This is a genomic window from Halomonas sp. 707B3 (assembly GCF_024158645.1).
Taxonomy (GTDB): Bacteria; Pseudomonadota; Gammaproteobacteria; order Pseudomonadales; family Halomonadaceae; genus Vreelandella; species Vreelandella lionensis.
Genome location: NZ_JAMZBE010000053.1, coordinates 1 through 22,947, shown reverse-complemented (window position 1 = coordinate 22,947; position 22,947 = coordinate 1). Strand labels below are relative to the sequence as shown.

19 protein-coding genes, 1 pseudogene and 2 riboswitches are annotated in these 22,947 nt (G+C 57.6%); of the genes and pseudogenes, 9 read left to right on the top strand and 11 right to left on the bottom strand.

Annotation, left to right across the window (positions count from 1 at the left end):
- Positions 1 to 446: pseudogene (locus BIS10_RS09095) on the bottom strand (histone deacetylase); the annotation flags it as partial.
- Positions 447 to 484: 38 nt separating this feature from the next.
- On the opposite strand from BIS10_RS09095, the gene BIS10_RS09090 reads away from it, so the two are divergent.
- Positions 485 to 1,072 (top strand): gamma-glutamylcyclotransferase, encoded by a 588-nt coding sequence (locus BIS10_RS09090; protein ID WP_062374154.1) that lies wholly within the window; start codon positions 485 to 487, stop codon positions 1,070 to 1,072.
- Here the strand turns inward: BIS10_RS09090 and BIS10_RS09085 are convergent.
- Positions 1,063 to 1,590 (bottom strand): HPP family protein, encoded by a 528-nt coding sequence (locus BIS10_RS09085; RefSeq protein ID WP_016915214.1) that lies wholly within the window; start codon positions 1,588 to 1,590, stop codon positions 1,063 to 1,065. The genes BIS10_RS09090 and BIS10_RS09085 overlap by 10 nt on opposite strands.
- A gap of 105 nt (positions 1,591 to 1,695) precedes the next feature.
- On the opposite strand from BIS10_RS09085, the gene BIS10_RS09080 reads away from it, so the two are divergent.
- Positions 1,696 to 2,607 (top strand): DMT family transporter, encoded by a 912-nt coding sequence (locus tag BIS10_RS09080; protein WP_253504583.1) that lies wholly within the window; start codon positions 1,696 to 1,698, stop codon positions 2,605 to 2,607.
- Here the strand turns inward: BIS10_RS09080 and BIS10_RS09075 are convergent.
- Positions 2,582 to 2,875 carry a hypothetical protein gene (locus BIS10_RS09075; RefSeq protein WP_044630200.1) on the bottom strand — a complete coding sequence of 98 codons (294 nt, stop codon included), beginning with the start codon at positions 2,873 to 2,875 and terminating at the stop codon, positions 2,582 to 2,584. The genes BIS10_RS09080 and BIS10_RS09075 overlap by 26 nt on opposite strands.
- 158 nt (positions 2,876 to 3,033) lie before the next feature.
- A riboswitch (glycine riboswitch) is annotated at positions 3,034 to 3,124 on the top strand.
- Positions 3,125 to 3,132: 8 nt separating this feature from the next.
- A riboswitch (glycine riboswitch) is annotated at positions 3,133 to 3,240 on the top strand.
- Between the two features lie 60 nt (positions 3,241 to 3,300).
- Between BIS10_RS09075 and BIS10_RS09070 the strand changes: the two genes are divergently transcribed.
- Positions 3,301 to 4,542 (top strand): D-amino acid dehydrogenase, encoded by a 1,242-nt coding sequence (locus tag BIS10_RS09070; protein WP_253504580.1) that lies wholly within the window; start codon positions 3,301 to 3,303, stop codon positions 4,540 to 4,542.
- Positions 4,543 to 4,591: 49 nt separating this feature from the next.
- On the opposite strand, the gene BIS10_RS09065 is transcribed toward BIS10_RS09070, so the two are convergent.
- The 3 genes from BIS10_RS09065 to BIS10_RS09055 all read right to left on the bottom strand — a co-directional run bounded on the left by BIS10_RS09065 (position 4,592) and on the right by BIS10_RS09055 (position 9,897).
- Positions 4,592 to 5,506: a GGDEF domain-containing protein gene (locus BIS10_RS09065; RefSeq protein WP_253504577.1), complete on the bottom strand. Its 915-nt coding sequence runs from the start codon at positions 5,504 to 5,506 to the stop codon at positions 4,592 to 4,594.
- Between the two features lie 187 nt (positions 5,507 to 5,693).
- Entirely contained in the window at positions 5,694 to 8,753 is a 3,060-nt protein-coding gene (locus BIS10_RS09060) for an efflux RND transporter permease subunit (RefSeq protein WP_253504575.1), read from the bottom strand.
- Positions 8,740 to 9,897 (bottom strand): efflux RND transporter periplasmic adaptor subunit, encoded by a 1,158-nt coding sequence (locus BIS10_RS09055; protein WP_083024015.1) that lies wholly within the window; start codon positions 9,895 to 9,897, stop codon positions 8,740 to 8,742. The genes BIS10_RS09060 and BIS10_RS09055 overlap by 14 nt, the downstream gene beginning before the upstream one ends.
- Before the next feature lie 98 nt (positions 9,898 to 9,995).
- On the opposite strand from BIS10_RS09055, the gene BIS10_RS09050 reads away from it, so the two are divergent.
- Positions 9,996 to 10,646 carry a TetR/AcrR family transcriptional regulator gene (locus BIS10_RS09050; protein WP_253504572.1) on the top strand — a complete coding sequence of 217 codons (651 nt, stop codon included), beginning with the start codon at positions 9,996 to 9,998 and terminating at the stop codon, positions 10,644 to 10,646.
- Between the two features lie 136 nt (positions 10,647 to 10,782).
- On the opposite strand, the gene BIS10_RS09045 is transcribed toward BIS10_RS09050, so the two are convergent.
- Together BIS10_RS09045 and BIS10_RS09040 are read right to left on the bottom strand one after the other, a co-directional pair.
- Positions 10,783 to 10,971, bottom strand: coding sequence for an amidase family protein (locus BIS10_RS09045; protein WP_253504569.1), 189 nt, complete (start codon positions 10,969 to 10,971; stop codon positions 10,783 to 10,785).
- Positions 10,972 to 10,994: 23 nt separating this feature from the next.
- Positions 10,995 to 11,888, bottom strand: coding sequence for a LysR family transcriptional regulator (locus tag BIS10_RS09040; protein ID WP_253504566.1), 894 nt, complete (start codon positions 11,886 to 11,888; stop codon positions 10,995 to 10,997).
- Positions 11,889 to 12,063: 175 nt separating this feature from the next.
- On the opposite strand from BIS10_RS09040, the gene BIS10_RS09035 reads away from it, so the two are divergent.
- Positions 12,064 to 12,399: a hypothetical protein gene (locus BIS10_RS09035; protein ID WP_083024013.1), complete on the top strand. Its 336-nt coding sequence runs from the start codon at positions 12,064 to 12,066 to the stop codon at positions 12,397 to 12,399.
- A gap of 87 nt (positions 12,400 to 12,486) precedes the next feature.
- Here the strand turns inward: BIS10_RS09035 and BIS10_RS09030 are convergent, their stop codons facing one another.
- Complete coding sequence (locus BIS10_RS09030; RefSeq protein WP_253504563.1) at positions 12,487 to 14,619, bottom strand: PhoX family phosphatase; 2,133 nt, start codon at positions 14,617 to 14,619, stop codon at positions 12,487 to 12,489.
- A 295-nt stretch (positions 14,620 to 14,914) separates the two neighbouring features.
- On the opposite strand from BIS10_RS09030, the gene mgtE reads away from it, so the two are divergent.
- The 3 genes from mgtE (at position 14,915) to BIS10_RS09015 (ending at position 18,680) form a co-directional block, all read left to right on the top strand.
- A complete protein-coding gene (mgtE, locus tag BIS10_RS09025) occupies positions 14,915 to 16,273 on the top strand; it encodes a magnesium transporter (RefSeq protein WP_253504561.1) in 1,359 nt (452 codons plus the stop codon).
- A 129-nt stretch (positions 16,274 to 16,402) separates the two neighbouring features.
- Positions 16,403 to 17,146, top strand: coding sequence for a sulfite exporter TauE/SafE family protein (locus tag BIS10_RS09020; RefSeq protein WP_253504557.1), 744 nt, complete (start codon positions 16,403 to 16,405; stop codon positions 17,144 to 17,146).
- A 136-nt stretch (positions 17,147 to 17,282) separates the two neighbouring features.
- On the top strand, positions 17,283 to 18,680 hold the full coding sequence (locus tag BIS10_RS09015) for an alpha-amylase family protein (protein WP_253504554.1): 1,398 nt from the start codon (positions 17,283 to 17,285) through the stop codon (positions 18,678 to 18,680).
- A gap of 78 nt (positions 18,681 to 18,758) precedes the next feature.
- Here BIS10_RS09015 and BIS10_RS09010 read toward each other — a convergent pair whose 3' ends face one another.
- Positions 18,759 to 19,460 carry an HAD family phosphatase gene (locus BIS10_RS09010; protein WP_253504550.1) on the bottom strand — a complete coding sequence of 234 codons (702 nt, stop codon included), beginning with the start codon at positions 19,458 to 19,460 and terminating at the stop codon, positions 18,759 to 18,761.
- Between the two features lie 68 nt (positions 19,461 to 19,528).
- Positions 19,529 to 22,228 carry an EAL domain-containing protein gene (locus tag BIS10_RS09005; RefSeq protein WP_253504547.1) on the bottom strand — a complete coding sequence of 900 codons (2,700 nt, stop codon included), beginning with the start codon at positions 22,226 to 22,228 and terminating at the stop codon, positions 19,529 to 19,531.
- Between the two features lie 219 nt (positions 22,229 to 22,447).
- Between BIS10_RS09005 and BIS10_RS09000 the strand changes: the two genes are divergently transcribed.
- Positions 22,448 to 22,947 (top strand): HDOD domain-containing protein (locus BIS10_RS09000; protein WP_253504544.1); only part of this gene is annotated, 500 nt, incomplete at its 3' end.

Here is a 22,947-nt window from a genome sequence, read left to right as displayed (position 1 = left end):
ACCCAGCCCTGTGCCAGCGCGTGGGCGGCGGCCACGGCTAAATCGTTGATCAAACAGTAGCCGCTGGCAGCATCCGCATGGGCGTGGTGCGTCCCGCCCGCCGAGTTGCAGGCAAGCCCGGTGGCCAGCGCCGCTTCCAGGGTGAGCAGCGTGCCGCCGGTTTCCAGCCGCACTCGCTCCACCAAGGCCTCAGACCAAACGAATCCACTACGCCGCTGGGCGGCACGATCAAGCTGGCCGTGCAAAAACGCCTGAACGTACTCTGGTGTATGCACGCGTTGCAGGCTTTCGAGGGTGGCCGGTTGGGGCGTGTGCCACTCGATGGGGCAGGCCAGCGTTTGCTCGCCCAAGAGCTGCCGAAGCACCCGAAACTTTTCCATGGGGAAGGGGTGATTGGCTGGTAAATCAATCGTATAACCCGGATGATGAACCACCGTTAACGCCATGCGCGTGCAGCCACTTTGGTCACAAATGTAGATCGCTTATGTTGCTTGATACCACAACGTTAAACCAGCAAAGAAACTTCTTCGACGGCCATGCGGATATCTGGCTTTTTGGCTACGGCTCGTTGATTTGGAAGGCCGATTTTGACTATTTAGAGCGCCGGCCTGCAGCGATTACCGGCTGGGCGCGGCGCTTCTGGCAGGGCTCCCACGACCACCGCGGCACGCCGGAAGCACCGGGGCGAGTGGCGACGCTGATTCGTGCCGAAGGCGCGGTATGTCACGGCATGGCCTACCGCATCACCCCAGAGGTGCTCGCACCGTTGGATGTGCGGGAGAAAAACGGCTACCTGCGGGAAAAAGTCACGCTGACGTTTTTGGATGAGGCGGGTAACCCTGACGCCGACCAAGCGCCTAGCGAGGGGCTGATTTATCTGGCCAGCGAAGACAACCCAGCGTTTTTAGGCGATGCCCCGCTGGCCGACATCGCCCAGCAAATTGCCCAGGCCCATGGCCCTAGCGGCCCCAACAGTGCTTACTTGCTGAACCTAGCCCAAGCGCTGCGCGAGTTGGGCACCGAGGATGCGCATATTTTTGCCCTGGAAGCGCAGCTACAGCGCTACCAGTAGCGCGGATAGCGGCGGTGGCGCGCCAAGTTATTGACCAGAATCGCCACCACCAGCATGACGATGCAGCCTGCGCCAATGGGGATCAGCGGATACCACCAGCCCAACTGATGCACGCTGGCACCGCCTGCCACGGCAATCAGCGCAGCGGCAGCCCCTGGCGGGTGAACGGTATGGGTAAGCTGCATGACCAAAATGGAGAGCGACACCGCCAACGCCATCGAAAGCGGCGTGGCCCCCAGCAGTTGATAGCAGCCCACGCCCACACAGGCAGAGAGCACGCTGCCAAACAGCACATGGCTTGGCTGGGCAAAGGGGCTTTCCGGGGCGGCATAAATCAGCACCGAGGTTGCCCCGAACGAGCCCACGATCAACAGCTGCTGGGAGAGCCACTCGGCGCTTAGCCAGCAAATCAGCGCCATGCCAGTAAAGGCACCCAGCCATGACCAGCAGGCATCCTGCCAGCCTACCCGGGGGCGCGGCGTTCGTTCTCCGCGCATCTTGCCAAGATACGTTTTCATCGCACTCGCCTTTGCACAAAAAGAGTGCAGATGATGACAAAATGCACCAAAGAAGCAAATGACGATGCGTCATATGCTCATGAAACTCGCTCAAGGACGATCAGCATGCCACTACCGTCTCCCTCGCTCACCGTTGCTCCTTCCAGCCTATTGCTAGCGGTAGTGGCTGCCGTGGGCATGGCCACCATCGGCGTGATCTCGCGCATCACCGGGCTGAATGCAGAGAGCATTACCTTCTACCGGTTGGGGTTAGGGGCGCTGTTTTTGCTCGGCTATTTACTGCTGACAAAACGCCATGCAGGACTCACCACACTGCCAGGGCGGCAGGTGGTGATTAGCGGTAGTTTGCTGGCGGCGTTCATCCTGTTTTACGTGCAGGCGATGAACTACACCCAAATGGCCAACGCCATTTTGATGGTGTATCTCGCGCCGATTGTGGCGGCTATCGCGGCACATGCGCTGTTTAACGAACGGCTTGCAGCGGCGCAGGTTTCGCTCATTGGCTTGGCGCTGTTTGGGTTCGCGATGATGCAGGAGTTTCGACTCAACCTGGACGATCAGCAGGACGTGATTGGCATGGGTTTTGGCTTAGCGGCCATGCTAGCTTACAGCGGTTTTATCCTGACGAACCGCCGATTGCCGCGCCACCTGGATGACCGCACCTGCGCCTTCTGGCAGTTGGCGGTCGGGGCGCTGATGATCTTGCCGTTTGCGCTATGGCAGCCAGCAGGGCTAACCGCCAGCGCATGGCAAGTGCCGTGGTTGTTGGCTGCAGGCCTTGTGCCCGGTTTTTTGGCGCTGCTGTGCGCGGTGATGGCGATTAACCGCCTGCCCACCGCGCTATACGGCACGCTAGCTTACTGTGAGCCGGTGGCGGTAGTGATTTTTGGCTGGAGCCTGTTTGGCGAAGCGCTTTCGCCTTTGCAATTAAGCGGCTGTGGGCTAGTGATCGCCTGCGGCGTCGCGCAGGCGTGGGTCGGAGGCCGGGGCGCTACATCATCAGCCACGACAGGATAAATAGGCCAATCAGCGTGCGGAAAATGCCGCCAATAATGGAGCCACGCAAAAACGCACGCAGCCCACCCCATAGCACCAGCAGGCCAATCAGCAGTATCGCTAGGCTTAAAAACGAGTCGTTAATCCCCAGCGAACGCGTCAGCCCGCCGATAAAGTCATCAAAGGCACCAAAGAAGTTGGTGAAGAGCCCCACCAAAAACTCCACCACGACGCGGATGGCGTCGCCTATCGCCTCGCCGATGCCCTCAAAAAATCCGTTTGCCTGCATGCGCGTTGTCCATTGCTTGAAGATAATTGATCGAAAATAGCGAGTTGAAGATAGCGGGCATTGTGTGTGAAAACACGCAAACTGGCAAAGCCACGCGATTGAGCGGCTTCCACTTTTCGCCTATTTCCTTTTTAGCACTGCCGCGTTACAACGTTAAGTACGCATTTGCGGGAGAGACTGGTACACGACACCAGCGCCGAAGGAGCAACGACCCCGGAAACTCTCAGGCCAACGGACCGCAACGGCTAACGTTTTTACCAATACGTTCCGAAGAGCGGTTGATGACTGCGTCACTCAGCCCACCGAAGGAGCAAGCGCCACATCATCGGCGTGAATCTCTCAGGTTCCATGACGGAAGGGGTACGCCTAGCAAACATGTTTGCTGGGGGTATCGCCCGACGCTCATACAATCTGTGGAGAGACTCATGCAACGCATTGCAATTATTGGCGGTGGTATTACCGGTATTACCAGCGCCTATGCCCTCGTAAAACGCGGCTTTAACGTCACTGTGTTTGAAAAGCATCGCTACGCCGCGATGGAAACCTCGTTTGCCAACGGTGGCCAGCTTTCCGCTTCGAACGCTGAGGTATGGAACCACTGGCCTACGGTCATCAAAGGCCTGCGCTGGATGCTGAAAAACGACGCCCCGCTGCTCGTCAACCCTCGCCCTACTTGGCACAAGCTGAGCTGGTTTGCGGAATTTATCGCCGCCATTCCCCGCTATGCCGACAACACCACCGAAACAACGCGCCTCGCCATTGCGGCTCGGGAACACCTGTTTCAGTGGGCGCGAGACGAGCAGATCGATTTCGACGTGAAACAGAAAGGCATTCTGCATATCTACCGCGATAAAGCGGGCTACGAGCATGCCGCTAAGGTCTCACAGCTTCTGCACCAAGGCGGGCTTGAGCGCCGTGCCGTGACCCCGGAGGAAATGCGCGCCATCGAACCCACGCTGGCGGGTAGCTATTACGGCGGCTTCTTTACCGAAAGCGATGCCACAGGGGATATTCACAAATACACCAACGGCCTCGCCAAGGCCGCGGCTAAACGCGGCGTGAAGCTGAACTACGGCCATCAGGTGACCAACCTGGGTGCGGATGAGAACAGTGCCTGGGTCAGCGCTTCAATCGACGGGGAAGAAATACGCCAAAGCTTTGATAGCGTGGTGGTGTGTGCGGGCGTTGGCAGTCGTGCCATCGCCGCCAAGTTGGGCGACCGCGTTAACATCTACCCGGTCAAAGGCTACTCCATCACCGTACAGCTGGACGACGAAGCCTCACAGCAGGCCGCGCCGACGGTGAGCTTGCTGGATGACGAAACCAAGCTGGTGACCAGCCGTCTGGGAAACGACCGCTTCCGCGTGGCCGGTACCGCTGAGTTTAACGGCGCGAACCGCGATATTCGCAATGATCGGACTCAGCCGCTGGTGCGCTGGGTAGAGCAGTACTTCCCAGGCGTCAGCACCCAGCGAGTGGTGCCTTGGGCGGGCCTGCGCCCGATGATGCCGAACATGCTGCCCAAAGTCGGCCCCGGCAAATTGCCGACCGTTTTCTACAACACGGGCCACGGCCACCTGGGCTGGACGCTCTCCGCCATCACCGCCGAAATGCTCGCCGATGAGGTAGATAACTCCCCTGTCACTTCCCTCGCTATGACACGCTAGGCTGAATCATCCGCTTAGAACAACGAAAGGGGCCGCTTGGCCCCTTTCGCTAACATGCCACCCTATCGCGCCCACTCTCTTTCGCTTGATAGAGCGCATTATCAACCCGCTTCAACATACTTTTGGGCGTATCACTGTGGGTGGCTTCTGCCACGCCAAGGCTGACGGTGACATGCTCAGCCCCTGGAAAAGAGGCGCTGCTGATGCGTTGGCGAATCTTCTCGGCCAGTTGTGCCGCTTGGTCGAGTGAGGTTTCAGGGGCAAGAATCATAAACTCCTCCCCACCCCAACGGGCGCAGTAGTCGGCGGTGCGCAGATTGTTTTCCAGTAGCGTCGCCAAGGCGCGCAGCACTTGGTCGCCCACGTCGTGTCCTTGGCTGTCGTTAATCGTCTTGAAGTAGTCGATATCCAGCATAATGAGCGAAAATGGCCGCACATAGCGGTTCAGCCGCCCAAGCTCGTGTTTGAGCAGGTAATCAAACCGAGAGCGATTCATCAGCCCGGTGAGCATGTCAGTAGTGGCGAGGCGTTTTAATTCGGCCTCTTTCTCCACCCGCTGGGTGATATCTCGCTGGACCAGTACTAACACATTATCGGCATAGCCAGGCATCGACATAGCCGTGACACGCCACTCAATCAGCGGCCTTGGCGCTTGAGAGCGCGGTGCTTCATCGGCGTGGTCTAGCCCTGACATGGAGCATCCCAGGCTGAGCTTCCCACAAGCCAATGCGCTGTTGAGCTGGCAGATCAACTGCTCGTTCGCTGACGCTTGATGCACAATTTTAGGAGAAGCGCCTAACCAGTGGTCACGCTCTCCTCCCCAAAACTGAACATACTCCGCGCTGACATCCAGAATACGGATACCCTCGCCCTCGGGCAGACCGCTCAGTACGGCAACCGCTTGACTGCTGGGTTCGCTGAGGAACAGCGGCTCTCCTTTTTCTTGCTTTATCTCTACCATCATCATTTCATCCAATGAATGTCAGCACTCGGGCCGTCTCATCCTAGAAACAGGCAGTGTTCCAAGTGCCATTAGCCTGCCGGCAATGCGTCATCCTTACGCGCTGGCAATAACGCCATTACACAAAGGATACGCTCGTTTACCAAATAGCAATATAGTCCACGTTATGAATAAGCGAAAAGGCGTGCCCTTATGCTGCGGCTCTTGCGACCCAAAGCCGGTACAGCGCTGGCGTAAAGAAAAACGACACCAGCGTGGCCAAGAGCAGACCAAACCCAACGGTTTGCGCGAAAGGTGGCCATAAGCCGCCGGCCGCGACCATGAGGGGAATCAGTCCTGCAAAAGTAGTGATAGTAGTAGACACAATGTGCCGACTCGTGGGGCCGCTGATCACCGCGAGCATCGCGTCCATATCGCCTTGCCGGGCGGCCGGATCATCATCAAAGGCGGCAATAATAATGATGGTGGCGTTAATGGCGACGCCTACCAACCCCATAATGCCGACGATAATCACGAAGCCAAACGCATGGCCACTCATCAGCAGCGCCACAATCCCCATGCCCATGGCCTGGGCGCCGGCAATAAACACAATGGCGGCGCGGCGGAAGGAGTTAAACGCCAGCACCACCGTAGCCACCATGGCAATCACTAGCAGAACCACCGAGGCGAGCAGTTTACCTACGGCCTCATCGCGCTCGGCGGCCTCGCCCCCCGTTTCAATACGGTACCCAGCGGGCAACGTCAGCTCACCGTTCTCAAGCGCTGCCTGAAGCTTGGCATCTAACTGCGCCATGGATACGGCCGGTAGCGCATCCGCCACTAAATAGCCTTGCACCAGCTGTACCCGCTCGGCATTTCGGCGGGTAATCACACTCCATGAAGGGGCAAGATAGCTCTCGGCGACAGCCGCTAACGGTAAGCCTTCACTCACATGATTACTCACCAAGCGCAGCGCGGCTAGCTGCTCGGCATCGGTACGCCAAGCATCGTCATAACGCACACGTATCGGTAGTTGCTGTGTATCTTCTAACAACATACCGGCAGGCTGGCCGGAGAGGGCAGCGCCTACCTGTTCCGCCAAATTCTGCGACGACAGCCCTGCATCGCTCAACGCGGTGTGGTCGACATCAAGCACTAGCCGAGGCAGATCACGCTGCATCCCTGCACGCACGTGGGTTACCTGGGGAAGCTGGTGCATCAGGCCCGCTAGCTCCAGGCCCAGGGAGGAGAGAACCTCCAGATCATCGCCATACACGCGAAGCTCAATGGGCGCTTTAAAAGGCGGGCCTTGCTCGTATTTGCGCACAACGCTTTGGGCTTGAGGAAAGCGCTTATCCAGAGATTGCTGCAGCCCCGGCACCTGTTGATTGGTGGCCTCTAACGACACCGTATCGACGATCAGATGTAGGAAGGCGGGGTTGTTATCTTCATTAGTCAGGACGTTGTAATACATCATCGGCGCACTTTCGCCGATAAACGAGGAGACACGCACCACGCCCGGCAGCTCGCGCACCATGTTTTCCACTTCGTGGGCCAGCGCTTCTGTCTTGGCGATACTACTGGCGGCGGGCAAGCGCACTTCAATGTGGAACTGGTCGCGGTCGGCGGGAGGGAAGAACGCTACGTCTAGCGTTGGCATCAGCGCTATTCCACCTACCGGCACACAGAGGGTGATCACCATCGCCGCCACGGGGTGGCGCAGTGTGCTACGAATCGTGCCGCGAAACGCCCGCTTCATTATATTATCTCGCGGGGCGGGCAGTTTAGCGGCTACCTTGGCCAGCAGCATGGGCGAAAGCGCAGGCACCAGCAGTAGCGAAATCAGATAAGAGCTGACCAGCGCCACCATGACCGCCATGGCGAGCGGCCCGACGAACTCACCGGCGGGGCCGGGCATCAGCACAATGGGCATAAACGCCAAAATGGTCGTGAGCGTGCTGGCAAGCAGCGGTACCGCCAAATGGCGCAACGCATCCCGAGTCGCGGCCAGCGCGGAATCTCCTTGGAGGAAGCGCTCACGCAGGGCATTGGTCATCACAATGGCGTTATCCACCATCAGCCCCAACGCGACAATAATACCGATGATGCTCATCTGGTGGATTTCCATCCCCAGCGGCTTGAACAGCGCCAGGGTGAGCAGCGCCGTCGCCGGAATGGCCAGCCCAACGGTGAGCGCAGAGCGCCAGCCCATCGTGAGAAATAGAATCGCGACCACCAGCACCAGGCCCATCAGCAGGCTAATCGCTACATCACTGAGACGCTGGTTGGTATAGCTGGCCTGCTCAAAGACTTCTTCTACCGCCAGCCCTATCGGCAGTTCATCGGCAAACGCCGCCAGTTGCGCCTGGGCACGCTCAACCCACGCATCGATACGCTGGCCCGGCACCATACGGGCACCTACAAATACGGCCCGTTCACCGTTTAGCAGCGCTACCGCGCTGTGTGGGTCTTGAACACCACGGCGCAGTTCGGCAATTTCCCCTAGCTTGACGCTCTGGCCCTGCTGGGTGGTGACGTTGATCTCCCGCAGCCGGTCAAGCGCATCAAACTCGCCGCTCAAGCCCACCGTTAGCCGATGCCCTTGTGTGACCACCTCGCCAGCCGTGCGGCGGCCGTCGCTCGCCTCAATGGCCCCGGCAAGCTGACCAACCGAGAGCCCTAACGCATTCAGTTCCAGCGGGTCTACCATCACCTCGACCTGCTCCCCGGCGACGCCAAAACGGTGGGTATATTCAGTGCCCGCCACCTGCCGTAACTGATCTTCTAGGCGTTCGGCATAGCGCTCCATCAGCTGTGGATTGGGCGAGGTATCCAGCGTCCAGCGCAGCGCGGCCACGATACTGAACGCATAGCCACGGTCATCCAACAACTCCGGCGTTTGCACGCCTTCCGGTAGCGAGGGAGCTACATCGCTGAGCTTATCGCGCACGCGGCTCCACACCGGCGTGACATTGGTCACCGCGTCGCTCAGCTCCAGGCTGAGCACGGCAATGCCTTGCCGCGAGGTAGATTCCAGCACATCAATCTCAGCAATGGTGCGCAGCTCCTGTTCGATAGGACGCGCGACCAAGGCTTCGATTTGTTCGGGAGTCGCCCCTGGATACGGTGCCAGCACGGTGGCAATCCGCGCGACAAGGTGTGGGTCTTCCGCCCTGGGAAGGGTTTGGATAGCCGATAGCCCCGCGACAATGAGTAAGCCAAGCGACAGCGCCAGCAGGCGGCGATTAAACAACCACTCAATGCGTTGCATGGGCCACTTCCTCGCTGAGCGTGACCTGCTGCCCAGGCGTGATGCGGTGAGTGCCACTGCTAATTAATCGCATACCGGGCGCCAGCGTGCCGCGCACAAAGGCGTCGTCGCCTTCGGTATGCAGCAGCTCTACGCTCGCCTGTGCCACACGGTAGCGCTCATTTTCCTGAGGTTCGGCAACCAGTACGTTCCACAACCCGCGGTCGGCGGCACGTAGTGCAGATAGCGGTACCCAGTAACCGCTAGCGGGCTCGGTAATCGAGTAGTTCAACTCGGCCAGATCGCCAGGCACCGCGCGGCTGTTACTTGTCAGCGCCACAACCAGTGTTTGCGTGCGGCTGTCGCTATCCACCTGGGGCAGGCGAGCGAGCACCTCACCCGTAATGGGCTGGCCGTTTACGTGCAGCGTCACAGACTCCCCCATGGTGAACGTCGCCGCTAGCCGGGCTGGCAAGCCAAGGTGCGCTTCTAAGTGGCGGGTATCCACGATATCGAAAGCCGCCGTGCCACTGCTCACCAAGCTGCCCACATCAATATGGCGCTCTACCACCCGACCAGCGAAGGGGGCTTTTAGGGTGCTGTCTTCTAAGTCAGCCGTGAGACTATCGCGCTCGGCCGCTAGGGCAGCGAGTCGCGCTTGCAGGGTTAAGCGGTCGGTGCGGGCTTGGTCCAGCGCCGTGCGGCTAGCAAAGTTACTCTGGTTGAGCTGTGCTTCTCGTTCTTCCTGGCGCTGGGCAAGGGCCAAGCTGGCACGGGCTTCTTCGCTGCGCGCCGCCACTTCGGCTAAACGGCTCTCCAAGCGGCGGGTATCCAGACGGGCGAGCACCTCCCCTTGTTCAACCGCATCTCCGCGCTCGGCCAGTACGGCTTCCACCCGCCCCGCTGGCTCAAAAGCCAACGACACCGACTGGCGCGCCACCACCCGACCGGTTAAGCGCACTTCCCGCCTCAACGCATCTGCCTCAGCAAGCGGAGTGGTTGCCACCTGTAATAAAGCGTTATCTACCCCCTGCTGGCGTGCCTGCTGGGCACTACTGTGCTGGCTGGTTAGCAGGAGTATTACCACAACGGTAGCGCCTATCATCAGCAGTGCCGCCAGCATGCCGCGCAGCCGATGCCCCCAGGAAGTGTTTAACGTGCCCATGTTGGCCTCAAATGGTTTATTCTTGAACGATAACGTTCACTATAATATGTGTACGCCACCGTTCAATAACTATTTATGCATGGGCAGAGGTTAATTGCATGACAGACGCTCAACCGCCGTCATCTGACCAAAAACGCAGCGCGGGCCGCCCTAAAGATATGGCCAAACGTAATGTGATGATGGACGCTGCAGCGTGCCTGTTTTTCCGCAATGGTTTGGAAGCCGTCACCATGGAGGCCGTTGCTCGAGAGGCGGGCGTTTCCAAAGTGACGGTGTATGGGCACTTTACGTCTAAGGAAGCGCTGTTTGGCAGCGTGATACGGCGAGAAACCGCGACAATTCGGCAAGGGTTAGAGCAGCTCCCCGACACCCACGACGCGGTACGCCAATCGCTCATTGAGGTAGGCATCAGCATGGTGCGCTTTTTACTGGAGCCCCATGTATTGGCGGTCGAACGGGTGATGAGTCAGCAGGGCGAGCAGCACCCCAAGCTGTTACAGGCTTTTTTTGAGGCAGGCCCCTGGGCTATTAGCCAGTGGCTGCGGGAAAAACTGGAAGGACTGGCCAGCGCAGGCCACCTCACCCTGCCCGCCCCCGCGCTAGCTGCCGATCAACTCTGCAGCATGTGGCAGGGGATGCTGACCAAAGAAGTTCGTATGGGCGTACGCCCACCGCCCACGGATGAAGAACTCAAGCGCCAGATCACCAGCGCTGTAGACGTGTTTTTAATGGCGTATGGGCGGCGCTGATGCTCAGGCTATCGGGCACTGGCTACCTAGCGCCAAGACTTGAATGTGCCACTGCAATTGCTGGGCTTAACGGCCTGCACTTGGCCAGCACGATGAGGGCCTTACGCACCGCATCGGCGGGTCCGCCTCTTCTTATTCACACCGCTGGCGGTTGCCCCAGGATTTCTAAGCCTGTCCCCAGCTCGTTCTCAATTGCCTGACCCATTGCTAGCAGTTTGGCGTCTTGCCAGGGCCCTGCCAGCATTTGCAGGCCAACGGGCATACCTGCGTTGTCTTTACCAACCGGCAGCGTTAAGGCACATAGGCCTAAAAACTTTGCAATCATTCCGAATGACTAATGACGTCAGCTCATCCTTCACGAAAAGCCTCCACCACCCGCTCGGCCAACACTTCGCTGGCATCGCCACTACCAGGCCGTTTAACCAGCGCTACCTGATAATCGCCCAGCGGGGGAAGCAAATCGTGAGTGAGACGTTTGAGCGGGGGGCGAATTAAGCTTTTTGGAAACGGTGAAATAGCCAGATCCGCCAACATGGCGGCTTCTTGCCCGGCACAGTGGTCGCAGGAGTAGGCAATTCGATAGTTCACCCCAGCGCTATCCAGTGCCTGGAGTGCAATTCTGCGCCATGCACAACCCTGTTGAGCCAGGGTCACCGGCAGCGGCGTACGCTGTACGGCAACACCATCTTCACGGCCCGCCCATACCAGCGGCTCGCTATGCACAATCTCACCACGCGTCGCTTGCCCAGGTTCTCCCGCCATCACCAGAGCCAGATCAAGTTCCGACTCATCCAATCTTGCGAGCAGCTCTACGCTGCGGCCAACAATCACATCGACCTGCACGGCAGGATGAGAGCGGGCAAACTGGGCCAATACGGTGGGCAGTACACGCCAGACAACATCATCGGTTATACCCAGGCCTACACGTCCTTCCAGTGCTGGCGCCAAGAATTGAGTCACTGCCTCAGCATTGAGTTTCAACAGCCGCCGACTATAGCCAAGCAGCACTTCCCCCTCTGCCGTCAATCGCACCTGGCGCGCTTCACGCACAAATAGGTTCTGCCCCAGTATCTCTTCCAGGCGTTTGATCTGCATGCTCAGCGCGGAAGGAGTCCGAAACAATTGCTGGGCAGCGCGAGTAAAACTGCCACTTTCCGCAATTGTTACAAAGGTACGCAGCACCTCGCTATCCAGTAATGGCAAAGCGGCCCGATTAGTCTCCGCACCAGCGAACTGATTCATCACAGCACCTTTCAGAAAAACTTAAGGCACAGTGTAATTCTTTTCGTTTGATTGATCCAAGGTTGAGCATCAAGCTAGTGATCAGAGGTCGCGACCCTCCTTCTTATTGACATACATGACACCCTTTCAGCAGGCGTAATGCCATTAGAAAGCAGGTGTACGTTGGAGGTGTGCGATGAAAGACAACAACCCGACCCGACATGCTCTACACGCCTGGAATAGAGCCAGCCAGCTGCCCCCGCCCCCCAAACCGCCAAAGCTCGAATTTTATATGCCCGCGATGCCGTCATTGACCTTGATTCACCGGCTTGAAATGCGTTGGTGGCGCTACCGACGCCGGCAGCTCTTCCGCCGCCACGTATTGCCCCTGCTGGCTTACGACGACAACGTATTACGGGATATTGGCCATTGTCGTGAAGATATTCTCTGGGCTAGCCAGTTGCCCCTGCAGGAAGATGCCATTCAGGTGCTGGAAGCTCGGCAACAGGAAACACCGCATGAGGAGAAATAGCGATAAAAGGCGTCGAGCCTGAAGATGGCTCGACGCCCTTAGAATGGCAATGACGCTCTGCATTACCGCTATGGTGGGCGGGGCGGTTTACACCCCCACCGGCCCACCATCACGCTTCTGAATCACTACTGTGGCGGCACGCGGGCGCACTTGCCCACTCGCCGCCGCAGTGGCGTCTTGCACCAGGGCACTGGCATCCGCGGGCCAATTGCCGGGGTGCTGGATGTTGATAAACAGTGCGGTTTTATCCGGCGTGGCAAAGATGCCGGTAACTTCGCAGCCGTTCGGCCCCACCGCAAAGCGTTTGAGCTGTTGCTGGTTGCTGCTGTTGATCACCGGCCCCGTACCGCGAATATCCTCTAACCCTTGGGGCACCACGGCCAATAGCTGGTCGTTGGTGTGCTCGGTAACGCCTTCATAGCCGTTGTCGGTTTGAATCCAGAGAATGCCTTGGCCGTCTTCACGCTCATCGAACCACAGGCCATCGGGGCTGGCGAATTGGTTCATCTCGTTTAGCCCGGAGTGGTTATCCGCGTCGTCGGCCGCTGCGCCAAACACAAACACTTCCCAGGTGAAGGCGTTGGGCAAGCGGCTCTCCCGCCAACGAATCACATGCCCGGCCTCGTTATTGGCGCGGGGATTGGAGGCGTTCGCAGGGGCGGTAGCGAAGCCAACGCCCGGCTGGGTAAGCTCGCTGCCGTCGTTGGTGAAGGTGGCATCGGAGCCCTCTTCACTGCGCTGGGTGTTGTTCGTCAGCGTTAGATACACCTCACCCGAGGCCGGGTCTACCGTGGCCCACTCGGGGCGGTCCATTGGCGTGGCGCCCAGCAGGTCGGCGGCATCGCAGGTGTTGATGATGATGCCTGCCAAGTCGTTCTCGGCTAGGCCAAGTGCGGCGGCCAGCGTGCGACCATCCTGGGTCTTGGCCCTCGGTGTGAGCGGCAGCCACTCGCCGCTGCCATCGGCATGGAAGCGCGCCACGTAGAGCGTACCGTTATCCATGTATTTATTGCCGATGGCGAGGCGGTCGTACTCGGCGCCGGGGCGGTTGGCATCAGCGGGGTCCCAGGCGGCATCAGAGACGTACTTGTAGACATACTCGTTACGAGCATCGTGACCTGAATAGTAAACGATGGGCTTGCCCGCTTCTAATTTGCCCAGCCAGCACCCTTCATGACGAAAACGCCCCAGTGCCGTACGCTTCACCGCACGAGCACCGCTGTAAGGGTCGACTTCAACTTGGTAGCCGAAGGTGCGCGCTTCGTTGCGGTAGTCCTCTTCGGCACGCTCACCGCGTGGGGTGATGTCAAAGCGCGCAAACTCGCCGTTCTGCTCACTAGCATCCCCCGCTGAGGTGTCCCAGCCGTAGCGGCTTTTATCCGTGGGAATACCGATGCGCGCATCATCCTGGAAGCGCTCGCCACGGTTGACGAAGATATCGGGCCAGTTCTCTTCACAGGCGATGTAAGTGCCCCAGGGCGTTACGCCGTTACCGCAGTTGTTGTTGGTACCACGGGTTTGTGTGCCGTCAGGGGAGAACTGGGTTTTTACGTAGTCGCTACCCGCCACGGGGCCGGCAAAATCCATCACCGTGGCGCTGGTGAAGCGGCGGTTATAGGGCGAGTTGGCAACATGAGACCACTGGCCGCTGGCGTCTTTCTCTACTTCGACAATCGTCACACCATGGGCATTGATTTCAGTGCGCGATTCGTCCGCTGGGCGCGCGCCCGCCTCGGCATTGGTCGGCCCACCTTGGGGCGCCCACAGCGCATCCTGATCGATGTATTCGTTATTTAGCGCCAGCACAAAACGGCGCGAGGCGTTATCCGCATCCAGGGCAAAACCGGCCATGCCGTCGTGATGCATGCCCACGCTCATCGCTTGGCGCTCGGGCGTCATGGGCTGGTCGGCTTGCCACTCCTGGCCTGCCTGCAGCGGCGTGCCCCAGGGCACCAACACTTGAGCCACGTATCCTTCCGGCACAACGATGGCATCGGTACGAGAACCACGCACCGCTTCAAACGCGAGGGTTAGCGGCGTTTTCGCCTGCTCGCCTGCGAGTGCTTGAGCCGCACCGCCAAACCCCAGCATGGATGCCGCCGCCAACCCCAGGCCGCCTCGCATTACGTCGCGCCGGGAGACGTGCTGAGCCAGCACCTCTGCAAACGGCTGGTTGTGACTTTGGTTAAACAGGCGGTGATCTTCGATTTCCTTGCTCATGGTGCCCCCTCGTAGTCATGGACATGGTCATAACGGTTTTTTGAAGAGGCTAGTAGCGCAAAATGAAATATGTATGACGGGTAAGCGACTTTTTAATGACGGTTCGATGGCAGGCGCTATATGAATAATGCTGCGGATAAGCTCATCAGCCACCATGCGTCACTACGCTCTCCTGATTATGTCGGTCAATAAGCCTGCATGGCTTTCAACCCAGGCTATCGATAAGATTCATAGTGAGCCATCAAGCGCTTTCAAGTAGTTGTGTTAAAAATTAATTCCCCAAAGGATGGACTCTATGCGCGATGAAGAGAAATACACCAACACCGAGGAGCAGCTGCTCTATCTTCAAAAGTTGCTAGACGAAGAAGATACCGCTGCCTTAAACGAGCTGTTTAATGAGCTCGATATTTTAGCGATTGCGCGCACTCTTGAGTCTTTTCCCGCCAAAACCCGTGATTTGCTGTGGGAGTACATTCCAGAAACGATGCTCGGTGAGGTGCTGGCCGAAGTCGATGAAGACATCCGTGCCGACTACATCGAAGACCTGACCGCCAGCGACGTTGAGCAAATTGTTAAGGGCCTGGATGCCCAGGAAGTCGCCGAGGTTCTTGATGTTGCTGACGAAGAGATCAAAACCACCGTCTACGCCAGCCTAGACCAGGAGATCCGCGCCCAGGTCGAGAACCTTCATGCCTATGAAGAGGACATGGTTGGCCGCTACATGGACCCGGAAACGGTCAATGTTAAACAGGGTGTGTCGTTGGAAGCGGTACAGCGCTATATCCGTATTCATCACTTGCTGGATGATGATTCTCAGCAAGTGATGATCACCGATAAGGAGAAGCGCCTGCTGGGCACCCTGACGCTGATTGATTTGGTCAAACAGCCCCAGGAGAGCACCGTGGACGAGTTCATGGACGATGCTCCCTACACGCTCAACGACCAGATGAAAGTCAGCGAAGCCGCCGCCCTGCTGCGCTCCAAGGAGCTGCCCTTTGTACCGGTATGTGACAGCGACGGGCTACTGGTAGGCCAGTTAAACGCCGCCGACGTACTGGAAATAACTCAAGACGACGCAGACATGACGCTGAAACACATGTCGGGCGTGAGCGACGAAGAGGAAGTGTTCACCCCGATTCTGCGCAGTGCCAAGAGCCGCGGCATTTGGCTCGGTATCAATCTATTAACCGCCTTTCTAGCCGCCTTTGTGATCGGTCAGTTTGAAGCGGTGCTGGATCAAATTGTAGCGCTCGCTATCCTCATGCCTGTGGTCGCCAGCATGGGCGGGATTGCAGGCAGCCAGACGCTAACGGTGGTCATTCGCGGCTTGGCGCTGGGGCAGATTGCCGGTAACAACAAGCAGTGGCTCTACAACAAAGAGCTGTGGGTGGGCATGCTCAATGGCTTGGTATGGGCGCTGGTGGTGGGCGGTATTTCCTACCTGTGGTTTAGCGACCCGCTGATCACCCTCGTCATCACTTTAGCGATTTTTATCAACATGAGCCTCGCCAATGTGTCTGGTGTACTGATCCCCCTGGTACTCAAAAGGCTGCAAATTGACCCTGCTCTATCCGGCGCGGTGATCCTGACCACCGTTACGGATGTCGTTGGCTTTCTATCGTTCTTGGGGCTGGCGACGCTGATTATTTTGTAATCAACGTGATGGCAAGGCGCGGCTGCCTTTCTATTCGCCCGCTAACTTTTATCTAATGCTATGCTGTTGTGCCCCGCCTCTGCGGGGCTTTTTTATGTCGGTCGCTTTTGAACACTTTGAGAGGCTCCCATGCTCCCCGATTACTCCCTTATCGCCTGGCTGTTGATTATCTTTTCTGTCTACCTCACCGGCGTCTCTAAAGGGGGCTTTGCGGGTGGCTTTGGCACGCTCTCAGTGCCGCTGATGGCGCTGGCGATTAGCCCGACCCAGGCAGCCGGGCTGCTGCTGCCGCTATTGCTGGTGATGGATGTGTTTGCGGTCAAGGCGTGGTGGGGCAAGCATGACCGCGCTGAAGTGTGGCGCTTTGTGCCGGGGCTTTTCATTGGCGTGACAGTAGGCACCCTGCTGTTTGGCAGCCTAAGCGAGCAGGGCGTGCGGCTGGCTTTGGGAATTCTATCCGTCGTTTTCGCCGCCTATATGCTACTAAAACCTGTGGCTAAAAAACCGATTTCCAGCCGATGGGCACTGCCTGCGGCCAGCGTGTGCGGCTTTACCAGCTTCATTGCCCACGCGGGCGCGCCGCCGATGAACATGTACCTGATGCCGCGCAAGCTCACTAAAGAAACGTTCATTGCCACCTGTACGGTGACCTACGCGGTGGTAAACACTATCAAACTAGGCCCGTATATGTGGCTAGGCGAAGTCAACATGACCAGCGCCTGGGCCTCGCTGCTGCTTGTGCCCGTTGCTTGGATCGGTGTACGTAACGGCCTCTGGCTACAGAGTCGCGTCAATGAAAAGCTGTTTTACCGCTTAGTCATTCTGGCCATGTTCTTAGTGGGGATTAACTTGGTGTGGCAGGCCGTGAGTTAGCCCTCTATTACTGACGTTTTCCACAAGTAGGCGCCCTCCTCCTCTTATCTACGCCCCTTAACAGTCTCGCAAGGAGGGTTTGAGTCACCCTGCATACCGTCATGTTATGAGCAACAATGACAACAAAGGTGATCTCATGTTTGCGAAATACTCCGTTGCCCTGGCTGCCAGCGCGACACTGAGCATAGGGCTTTCCGCGCAACCTGCTAGCGCTGACACGTTCGTGCACTTATTTGAGTGGCAGTGGGAAGATGTTGCCCAGGAGTGCGAAAATTGGCTAGGCCCAAAAGGATTTAAAGCCGTACAGGTCTCGCCCCCACAAGAGCACATTCAAGGGGATGCTTGGTGGACTCGCTACCAACCGGTCAGCTATCAACTTGAAAGCCGCAGCGGCTCCAGCGAAGCATTTGCTGATATGGTGCAGCGCTGTAACGCAGCGGGGGTCGATGTTTATGCGGATGCGGTGATTAACCATGTTGCCCACGGCAAGGGCCAGGGCCAGGGCATTGCAGGCTCCTCTTATGACAATGAAGCACTGAGCTATCCCCATTATCAACGCGACGACTTCCACGAACCCTGCGGCATCGAACAGAGCGACTATACGCAAAATGCCGAAAGCGTTCGACAATGTCAGTTAGTTGGCTTGCCCGACCTTAATACTGGCGACCCCACCGTACAGAGTCGTATTGCAGGCTACTTGAACACGTTGGCGACACTTGGCGTAAAGGGTATTCGTGTCGATGCGGCCAAACATATGGCACCCAGCGATATTGCGGAAATTCTGGCGCAGGTAGACGCTCCGCTTTATGCCTTTCAGGAAGTGATTGACCTAGGGGGCGAAGCGATCAGTGCCACGGAGTATCAAGGCACGGCGGATATCACTGAGTTTCGCTACGGCGCGTCTCTTGGTGATATTTTCAACAATCAAGCCCTTGTCAACCTTCAGCAGTTTGGCGAATCGCCTGCCCTGCTGCCGAGCGATCAAGCCGTCGTATTTACCGACAACCATGATAATCAGCGTGGCCACGGGGCGGGCGGCAGCAATATTTTGACGCATCGAGATGACGCGCTTTATCGCTTAGCCAACGCGTTCATGCTGGCATGGCCGTATGGATACCCGAAAGTCATGTCGAGCTACGCCTTTTCCGACAGCGACCAGGGCCCGCCACAAGTCGCCGTCTACCAGCAGGGCGAGGCCCAATGTGGGGAAGCCTGGGTATGCGAACACCGCTGGCCCGAGATTGCCAATATGGTGGCGTTTCGCCAACAGGCCGACGGCGCAGAGGTCACCCACTGGTGGGATAATGGCCATCATCAAATCGCCTTCAGCCGCGAAGCCCAGGGCTTTATTGCGATTAACCGGGAGCAGCAAGCGCTCACCCACACTTTTCAAACCGATATGGCAGATGGCCGCTATCAAAACGTGACGGCTGAGGGACAGTGTATCGTGGTAGAGGATGGTCAACTGACGTTGAGCGTTCCCGCCATGTCTGCGGCAGCCCTGCACGTCGGCGCTCCCTGTCCAGCCTCATAGCCTGGTCGTCTAACGGGCTCTGCCAGCAGAGCCCTTCAAAGAGACGTTATGGCGCGACTGGCAACTCTCGCCATGCGCTTAAATTGCCTTAGCAACTTGGGCAAGTGCGGATGCCCGCCAGTCTAAGCGCCGCCACCCTTCTACGCTAGCTACCTCGGCCAATATCGGGTCGGGGTTGACCGCTACGGCGCAATCCACGTACTGCAGCAGCGGCAGGTCATTGCGGGAGTCGGAGTAGAAGGTGGTATGACTTGGCGTGATGGCGTGTTCTGCTAGCCACTGCTGAAAGCGGATCACCTTGCCGCCTCGGTACGAGAGCACGCCTTGGCTACACCCAGTGTACACACGCCCCTCCTCCGAAGTGGCGACTTCCAGCTCCACCGCGAGCACGTGCTCGATGCCCAATGCCGCCGCAATGGGGGCCACCAAATGGTGGGATGAGGCAGAGATCAGCACCAGGGTATCGCCCGCGTTGCGATGGCTTTCCAGACAGCGCCACGCCTGATCGAAAATGCGCGGCTGCAAATGGGTGTCGACGAAGCGCTCCACCTCTTTTTCGACGTCGACCACTCGCCGCCCTTTCAAGGGAGCCAATGTCATGGCGAGGTACTCTTCCAGCTTAAGCTTGCCCGCATGGTAGGCCTGCTGCATCTGCTCTGCACGCGCCATGAAGCGCTCCGCGTCGCTGATCCACCCTTGCTCAATCATCCATAAATTCCAGCGGTCGCTGCAGTCTCCATCCAGGAGGGTGTCATCAAGGTCAAACAGGGCCAGGCGCATGGGAAACTCCTATCGTCGCGGTTTGGCGCGCGTAGGGTATGCCAACGGTGATGACATTAAGATGACGTCTAGTCGTTTAGCCAAGTACGGGTGAACTCATCGGCGGGTAGCGGTCTTCCAAACCAGTAGCCTTGGGCCTGGTTGCACCCCATGTCTGCCAGCAGTGCCGCTTGGGCGGCACTTTCGACGCCTTCGGCAAGGGTTTTCATTTCTAATGTGTTTGCCATGGCGATAATCGTTTGCACAATCGCCCGATCGTGATGGTTATCAAGCATATCGCGCACGAAGGAGATATCGATTTTCAGCGCATCAGCGGCAAAGCGGCGCAAATAGGAGAGCGAGGAGTAGCCAGTGCCAAAATCATCAATAAACAGCGCATACCCGGCTTGGCGCATGGCCTGGGTAATAATGACCGCTTGGTCCGGGTCGCGCATAAAGTCGCTCTCTGTTAGCTCCAGAGCAATCGCGCTGGGCGAGATATTGGAGGTCAGCGTAGCAATATGCGTGGTGAGCCGGGGGTCAGCAAACTGCTGAGCGGAGATATTAATTGATAAGCGTCCCGGCAGCGGCGTACCCGCCGCCTGCCAAACACTGAGCTGTCGGGCGGCTTCTTCAAGCACCCAGTCGCCCAACAAGCGGATCAGCCCACGCTCTTCGGCCAGAGGAATAAACTCACTGGGGCTGACCCATCCCCACTCCGGGTCGTGCCAGCGGCATAGCGCCTCTGCCCCGGTCAGCGTTTGGGTGTTTAAGTCCACCTGTGGCTGGAAGTAAAGCTGCAAGCGGCGCTCTAAAATCGCTGAATGTAGCCGCTCAGTCATCCATTGGCGGCGCTCTAGCGTATGGCGCATGGTTTGCGTATAGGGAGAGATATTAGATTCAAGCTTTTTCGCATGATGAAGCGCAATGCTGGCAGCATTGAACAGCTCACTTGGGCTAGCGACATCGCCCGGATAACGCGCGAACCCAATACTAACATCCAGATTAAATATGCGGTGATCAAGCCTGGTAGGCCGTTTAACCAGCGTACTTAACTGCCTAACCACTTCATCAAGGCTAGCACGCTCAATGCTCGGCAATAGCAATGCAAATTCATCACCCGAGAGGCGCGCGCAGTGCACGTCAGGCAGGCCGAGGTGCTGTAGTCGTCTTGCCACTGTGGCAAGCAACTGGTCGCCCACTTGATGACCATGAAGATCGTTGATCTCTTTAAAACGACGCAGATCCAACAACAGTAACGATAATGGAGAGCGCTGCTGCCCCGATAGCTGACCCATAGTAGACAGCATTTCCATAAACCGTGCGCGGTTGGGTAGCCCAGTCGTGCTATCGGTGTAAGCCAATTGATGTATATGGCGATGATCACGGCGACGCTCTAACTCAGCGGCAGCGCCAGTAGAGAGAATCCGTAATACCGAGGTGGCGAAGGCGTTGGTGTTCAGCGGTGCTTTATAGAACACCATCATCACCCCAATGGCCTCACCTTTAGCATTATCCAGACGTCTACCGATCCATGCCTGGGCGCTGAGCGTCGCTCCCGGCAACGTAAATCGCTGCCCATGATGCACGACGCTCTCCTGCTCTAGCACAACCCCCTCCACCGGGGTGTCACGGAGTAGGAACGTGTAGTTCTTACGTATCTGACCATCCACCACTAGACTAACAGTATGACCTGTAGTGGCAGGCAGCAGGTTGTTAGGGTGAAAGCCATCTCCCTGTAATGGCGGCACCGGCTGATCCAGTAGCGCAATAAAGCCCGCATCGGCCTCCAGCAGCGTTGTTAATGTGGCGATCAGCTGCTGAAAATAGTCATCACCTACCCGAGAGGTGACCGTCGAGGCCACCTGCATCACAGCGCGTTGTACGCGCTGAGACTCCTGCTGGTCAGTCACGTCAGTAATAAAGCCTTCCAGGCAGAGCACCTCCCCTGACTCCTTAAAAACGGCTTGCCCTTGCTCCCACATCCAGCGTTCGCTGCCATCTCGGTGGCGAATCCGATAAATCACACGGTAGGGGCGTCGCTGGCAAATGGCCTCTTGTATGTCCAGAAATATCCGTTCCTGATCATCTTTATGGACTAAGCTGGCAAAGCTGGTCACACGGTTCGCTTCCAGCTCATCAGGCCGGTAGCCAGTAAGCGCCTCGGCCCCTTTGCTGACCAGTTGCATGGTCCAGTCTTGATTATTCAGGCAGCGGTAAGCCATACCCGGCAGGTGATTGAGCAAGGTGTTCAGCCGGCGCTCGCTCTCTTTGGCAGCGGCCTCGCTTTTGCGTAGCGCATTTTCCGCTTGGCGACGCCCTAATTCAGCGCCAGCTTGGGCGGCCGCAATACGCAGAATTTCATTTTCCAATCCATCAAACTGTATTGGCTGATTGTGGAGCACTGCCAGCAGACCAATGGCGGTGCCATCTGGGGCGAATAGCGGCAACCCCATATAGCTATCGGCACCGAGCTGGCTTAGGAGATCGTCTTCTGGAAAGCGGGATTGCACATCGCAGGCGTACAGACAGGGCTCATGGCCCACCACGGTTTCGCAGGGCGTGCCCGCCAGGGGATAGGAGAGATTGGCTTGCAAGCCACCATTTGACCAAACAGCCAAGGTTTCAGCTATATTATCGTGAGTGACCACCGCCACCAGTGCGTGATCCACAGTTAATAGTCGAGCAAGCTGTTCAACCAGCGTAGCAAAGAAGTTGGGATGGCCACTGCGCCCAAAACCTTCCGCTAGCTGACGAAAAATCTCTGCTGCTTCTTTCCTTGTGTGCATCGTCGCACTCGCTTATGTCGTTGTAGAGCAGCTAAGCTTTGCCACTGTTTTAACAAAGCACAGCGACGTTTGCACCATAAACAGCTACCTTACTGATTGACAGTGCTATCCATAGCAATATCGTTAGAATCCACAATATTCCACAATATGCTAGAAGCATCTATTCAGATCAGATGGCACTCACCACCGGCTTCGCTGAACGGCATACAAGGAGATAATATGACGGTTAACACCGCCGCCAGCGAAACGCGTTACACCACTCTCGCTGACCAGCTTCCTAGTTTTATTAGTAGTACATTGCTGCAATGCAAGCGCTTGCCCTCTCTACCAGCGGCAGCCCTGCGAGTGCTGAATGTCGCTCGCACTGCCGACGCTACGTGCAGCGACTATGCCAAAGCGATAGAGCATGACCCTGCCCTCACTGCACGGGTAATGAGCGTGGCCAATAGCGTACATTACCTGCGTACGGCACAGCCCTCGCATACCTGTTTCGATGCCACCCAGCGTTTAGGCTTGGATGTTACTCTCGCCACCGTGTTGAGTTTTTGCCTGTTTGAAGACGACCATGACGCACACAGCCGAGCACGCTTCTGGCAGCGTGCCATCACAGCAGCGGCCGCCGCGAGCTACCTAGCAAAACAGCTCTGCCCTCACCAATCAGGCAGCATTTTTACCACAGCGTTGCTACAAGATATTGGCATCCTGGCACTACAGAAGGC

What these genes read in the sequence shown, in the direction of transcription:
- BIS10_RS09080 (WP_253504583.1), top strand. Translation starts at nt 1,696, where the DNA reads ATGCCACTACCGTCTCCCTCGCTCACCGTTGCTCCTTCCAGCCTATTG.
- BIS10_RS09030 (WP_253504563.1), bottom strand. Translation starts at nt 14,619, where the DNA reads ATGAGCAAGGAAATCGAAGATCACCGCCTGTTTAACCAAAGTCACAAC.
- BIS10_RS09005 (WP_253504547.1), bottom strand. Translation starts at nt 22,228, where the DNA reads ATGCACACAAGGAAAGAAGCAGCAGAGATTTTTCGTCAGCTAGCGGAA.
- BIS10_RS09050 (WP_253504572.1), top strand. Translation starts at nt 9,996, where the DNA reads ATGACAGACGCTCAACCGCCGTCATCTGACCAAAAACGCAGCGCGGGC.
- BIS10_RS09085 (WP_016915214.1), bottom strand. Translation starts at nt 1,590, where the DNA reads ATGAAAACGTATCTTGGCAAGATGCGCGGAGAACGAACGCCGCGCCCC.
- BIS10_RS09010 (WP_253504550.1), bottom strand. Translation starts at nt 19,460, where the DNA reads ATGCGCCTGGCCCTGTTTGACCTTGATGACACCCTCCTGGATGGAGAC.
- BIS10_RS09015 (WP_253504554.1), top strand. Translation starts at nt 17,283, where the DNA reads ATGTTTGCGAAATACTCCGTTGCCCTGGCTGCCAGCGCGACACTGAGC.
- BIS10_RS09075 (WP_044630200.1), bottom strand. Translation starts at nt 2,875, where the DNA reads ATGCAGGCAAACGGATTTTTTGAGGGCATCGGCGAGGCGATAGGCGAC.
- BIS10_RS09060 (WP_253504575.1), bottom strand. Translation starts at nt 8,753, where the DNA reads ATGCAACGCATTGAGTGGTTGTTTAATCGCCGCCTGCTGGCGCTGTCG.
- BIS10_RS09090 (WP_062374154.1), top strand. Translation starts at nt 485, where the DNA reads ATGTTGCTTGATACCACAACGTTAAACCAGCAAAGAAACTTCTTCGAC.
- BIS10_RS09045 (WP_253504569.1), bottom strand. Translation starts at nt 10,971, where the DNA reads ATGATTGCAAAGTTTTTAGGCCTATGTGCCTTAACGCTGCCGGTTGGT.
- BIS10_RS09040 (WP_253504566.1), bottom strand. Translation starts at nt 11,888, where the DNA reads ATGAATCAGTTCGCTGGTGCGGAGACTAATCGGGCCGCTTTGCCATTA.
- mgtE (WP_253504561.1), top strand. Translation starts at nt 14,915, where the DNA reads ATGCGCGATGAAGAGAAATACACCAACACCGAGGAGCAGCTGCTCTAT.
- BIS10_RS09070 (WP_253504580.1), top strand. Translation starts at nt 3,301, where the DNA reads ATGCAACGCATTGCAATTATTGGCGGTGGTATTACCGGTATTACCAGC.
- BIS10_RS09035 (WP_083024013.1), top strand. Translation starts at nt 12,064, where the DNA reads ATGAAAGACAACAACCCGACCCGACATGCTCTACACGCCTGGAATAGA.
- BIS10_RS09020 (WP_253504557.1), top strand. Translation starts at nt 16,403, where the DNA reads ATGCTCCCCGATTACTCCCTTATCGCCTGGCTGTTGATTATCTTTTCT.
- BIS10_RS09055 (WP_083024015.1), bottom strand. Translation starts at nt 9,897, where the DNA reads ATGGGCACGTTAAACACTTCCTGGGGGCATCGGCTGCGCGGCATGCTG.
- BIS10_RS09065 (WP_253504577.1), bottom strand. Translation starts at nt 5,506, where the DNA reads ATGATGGTAGAGATAAAGCAAGAAAAAGGAGAGCCGCTGTTCCTCAGC.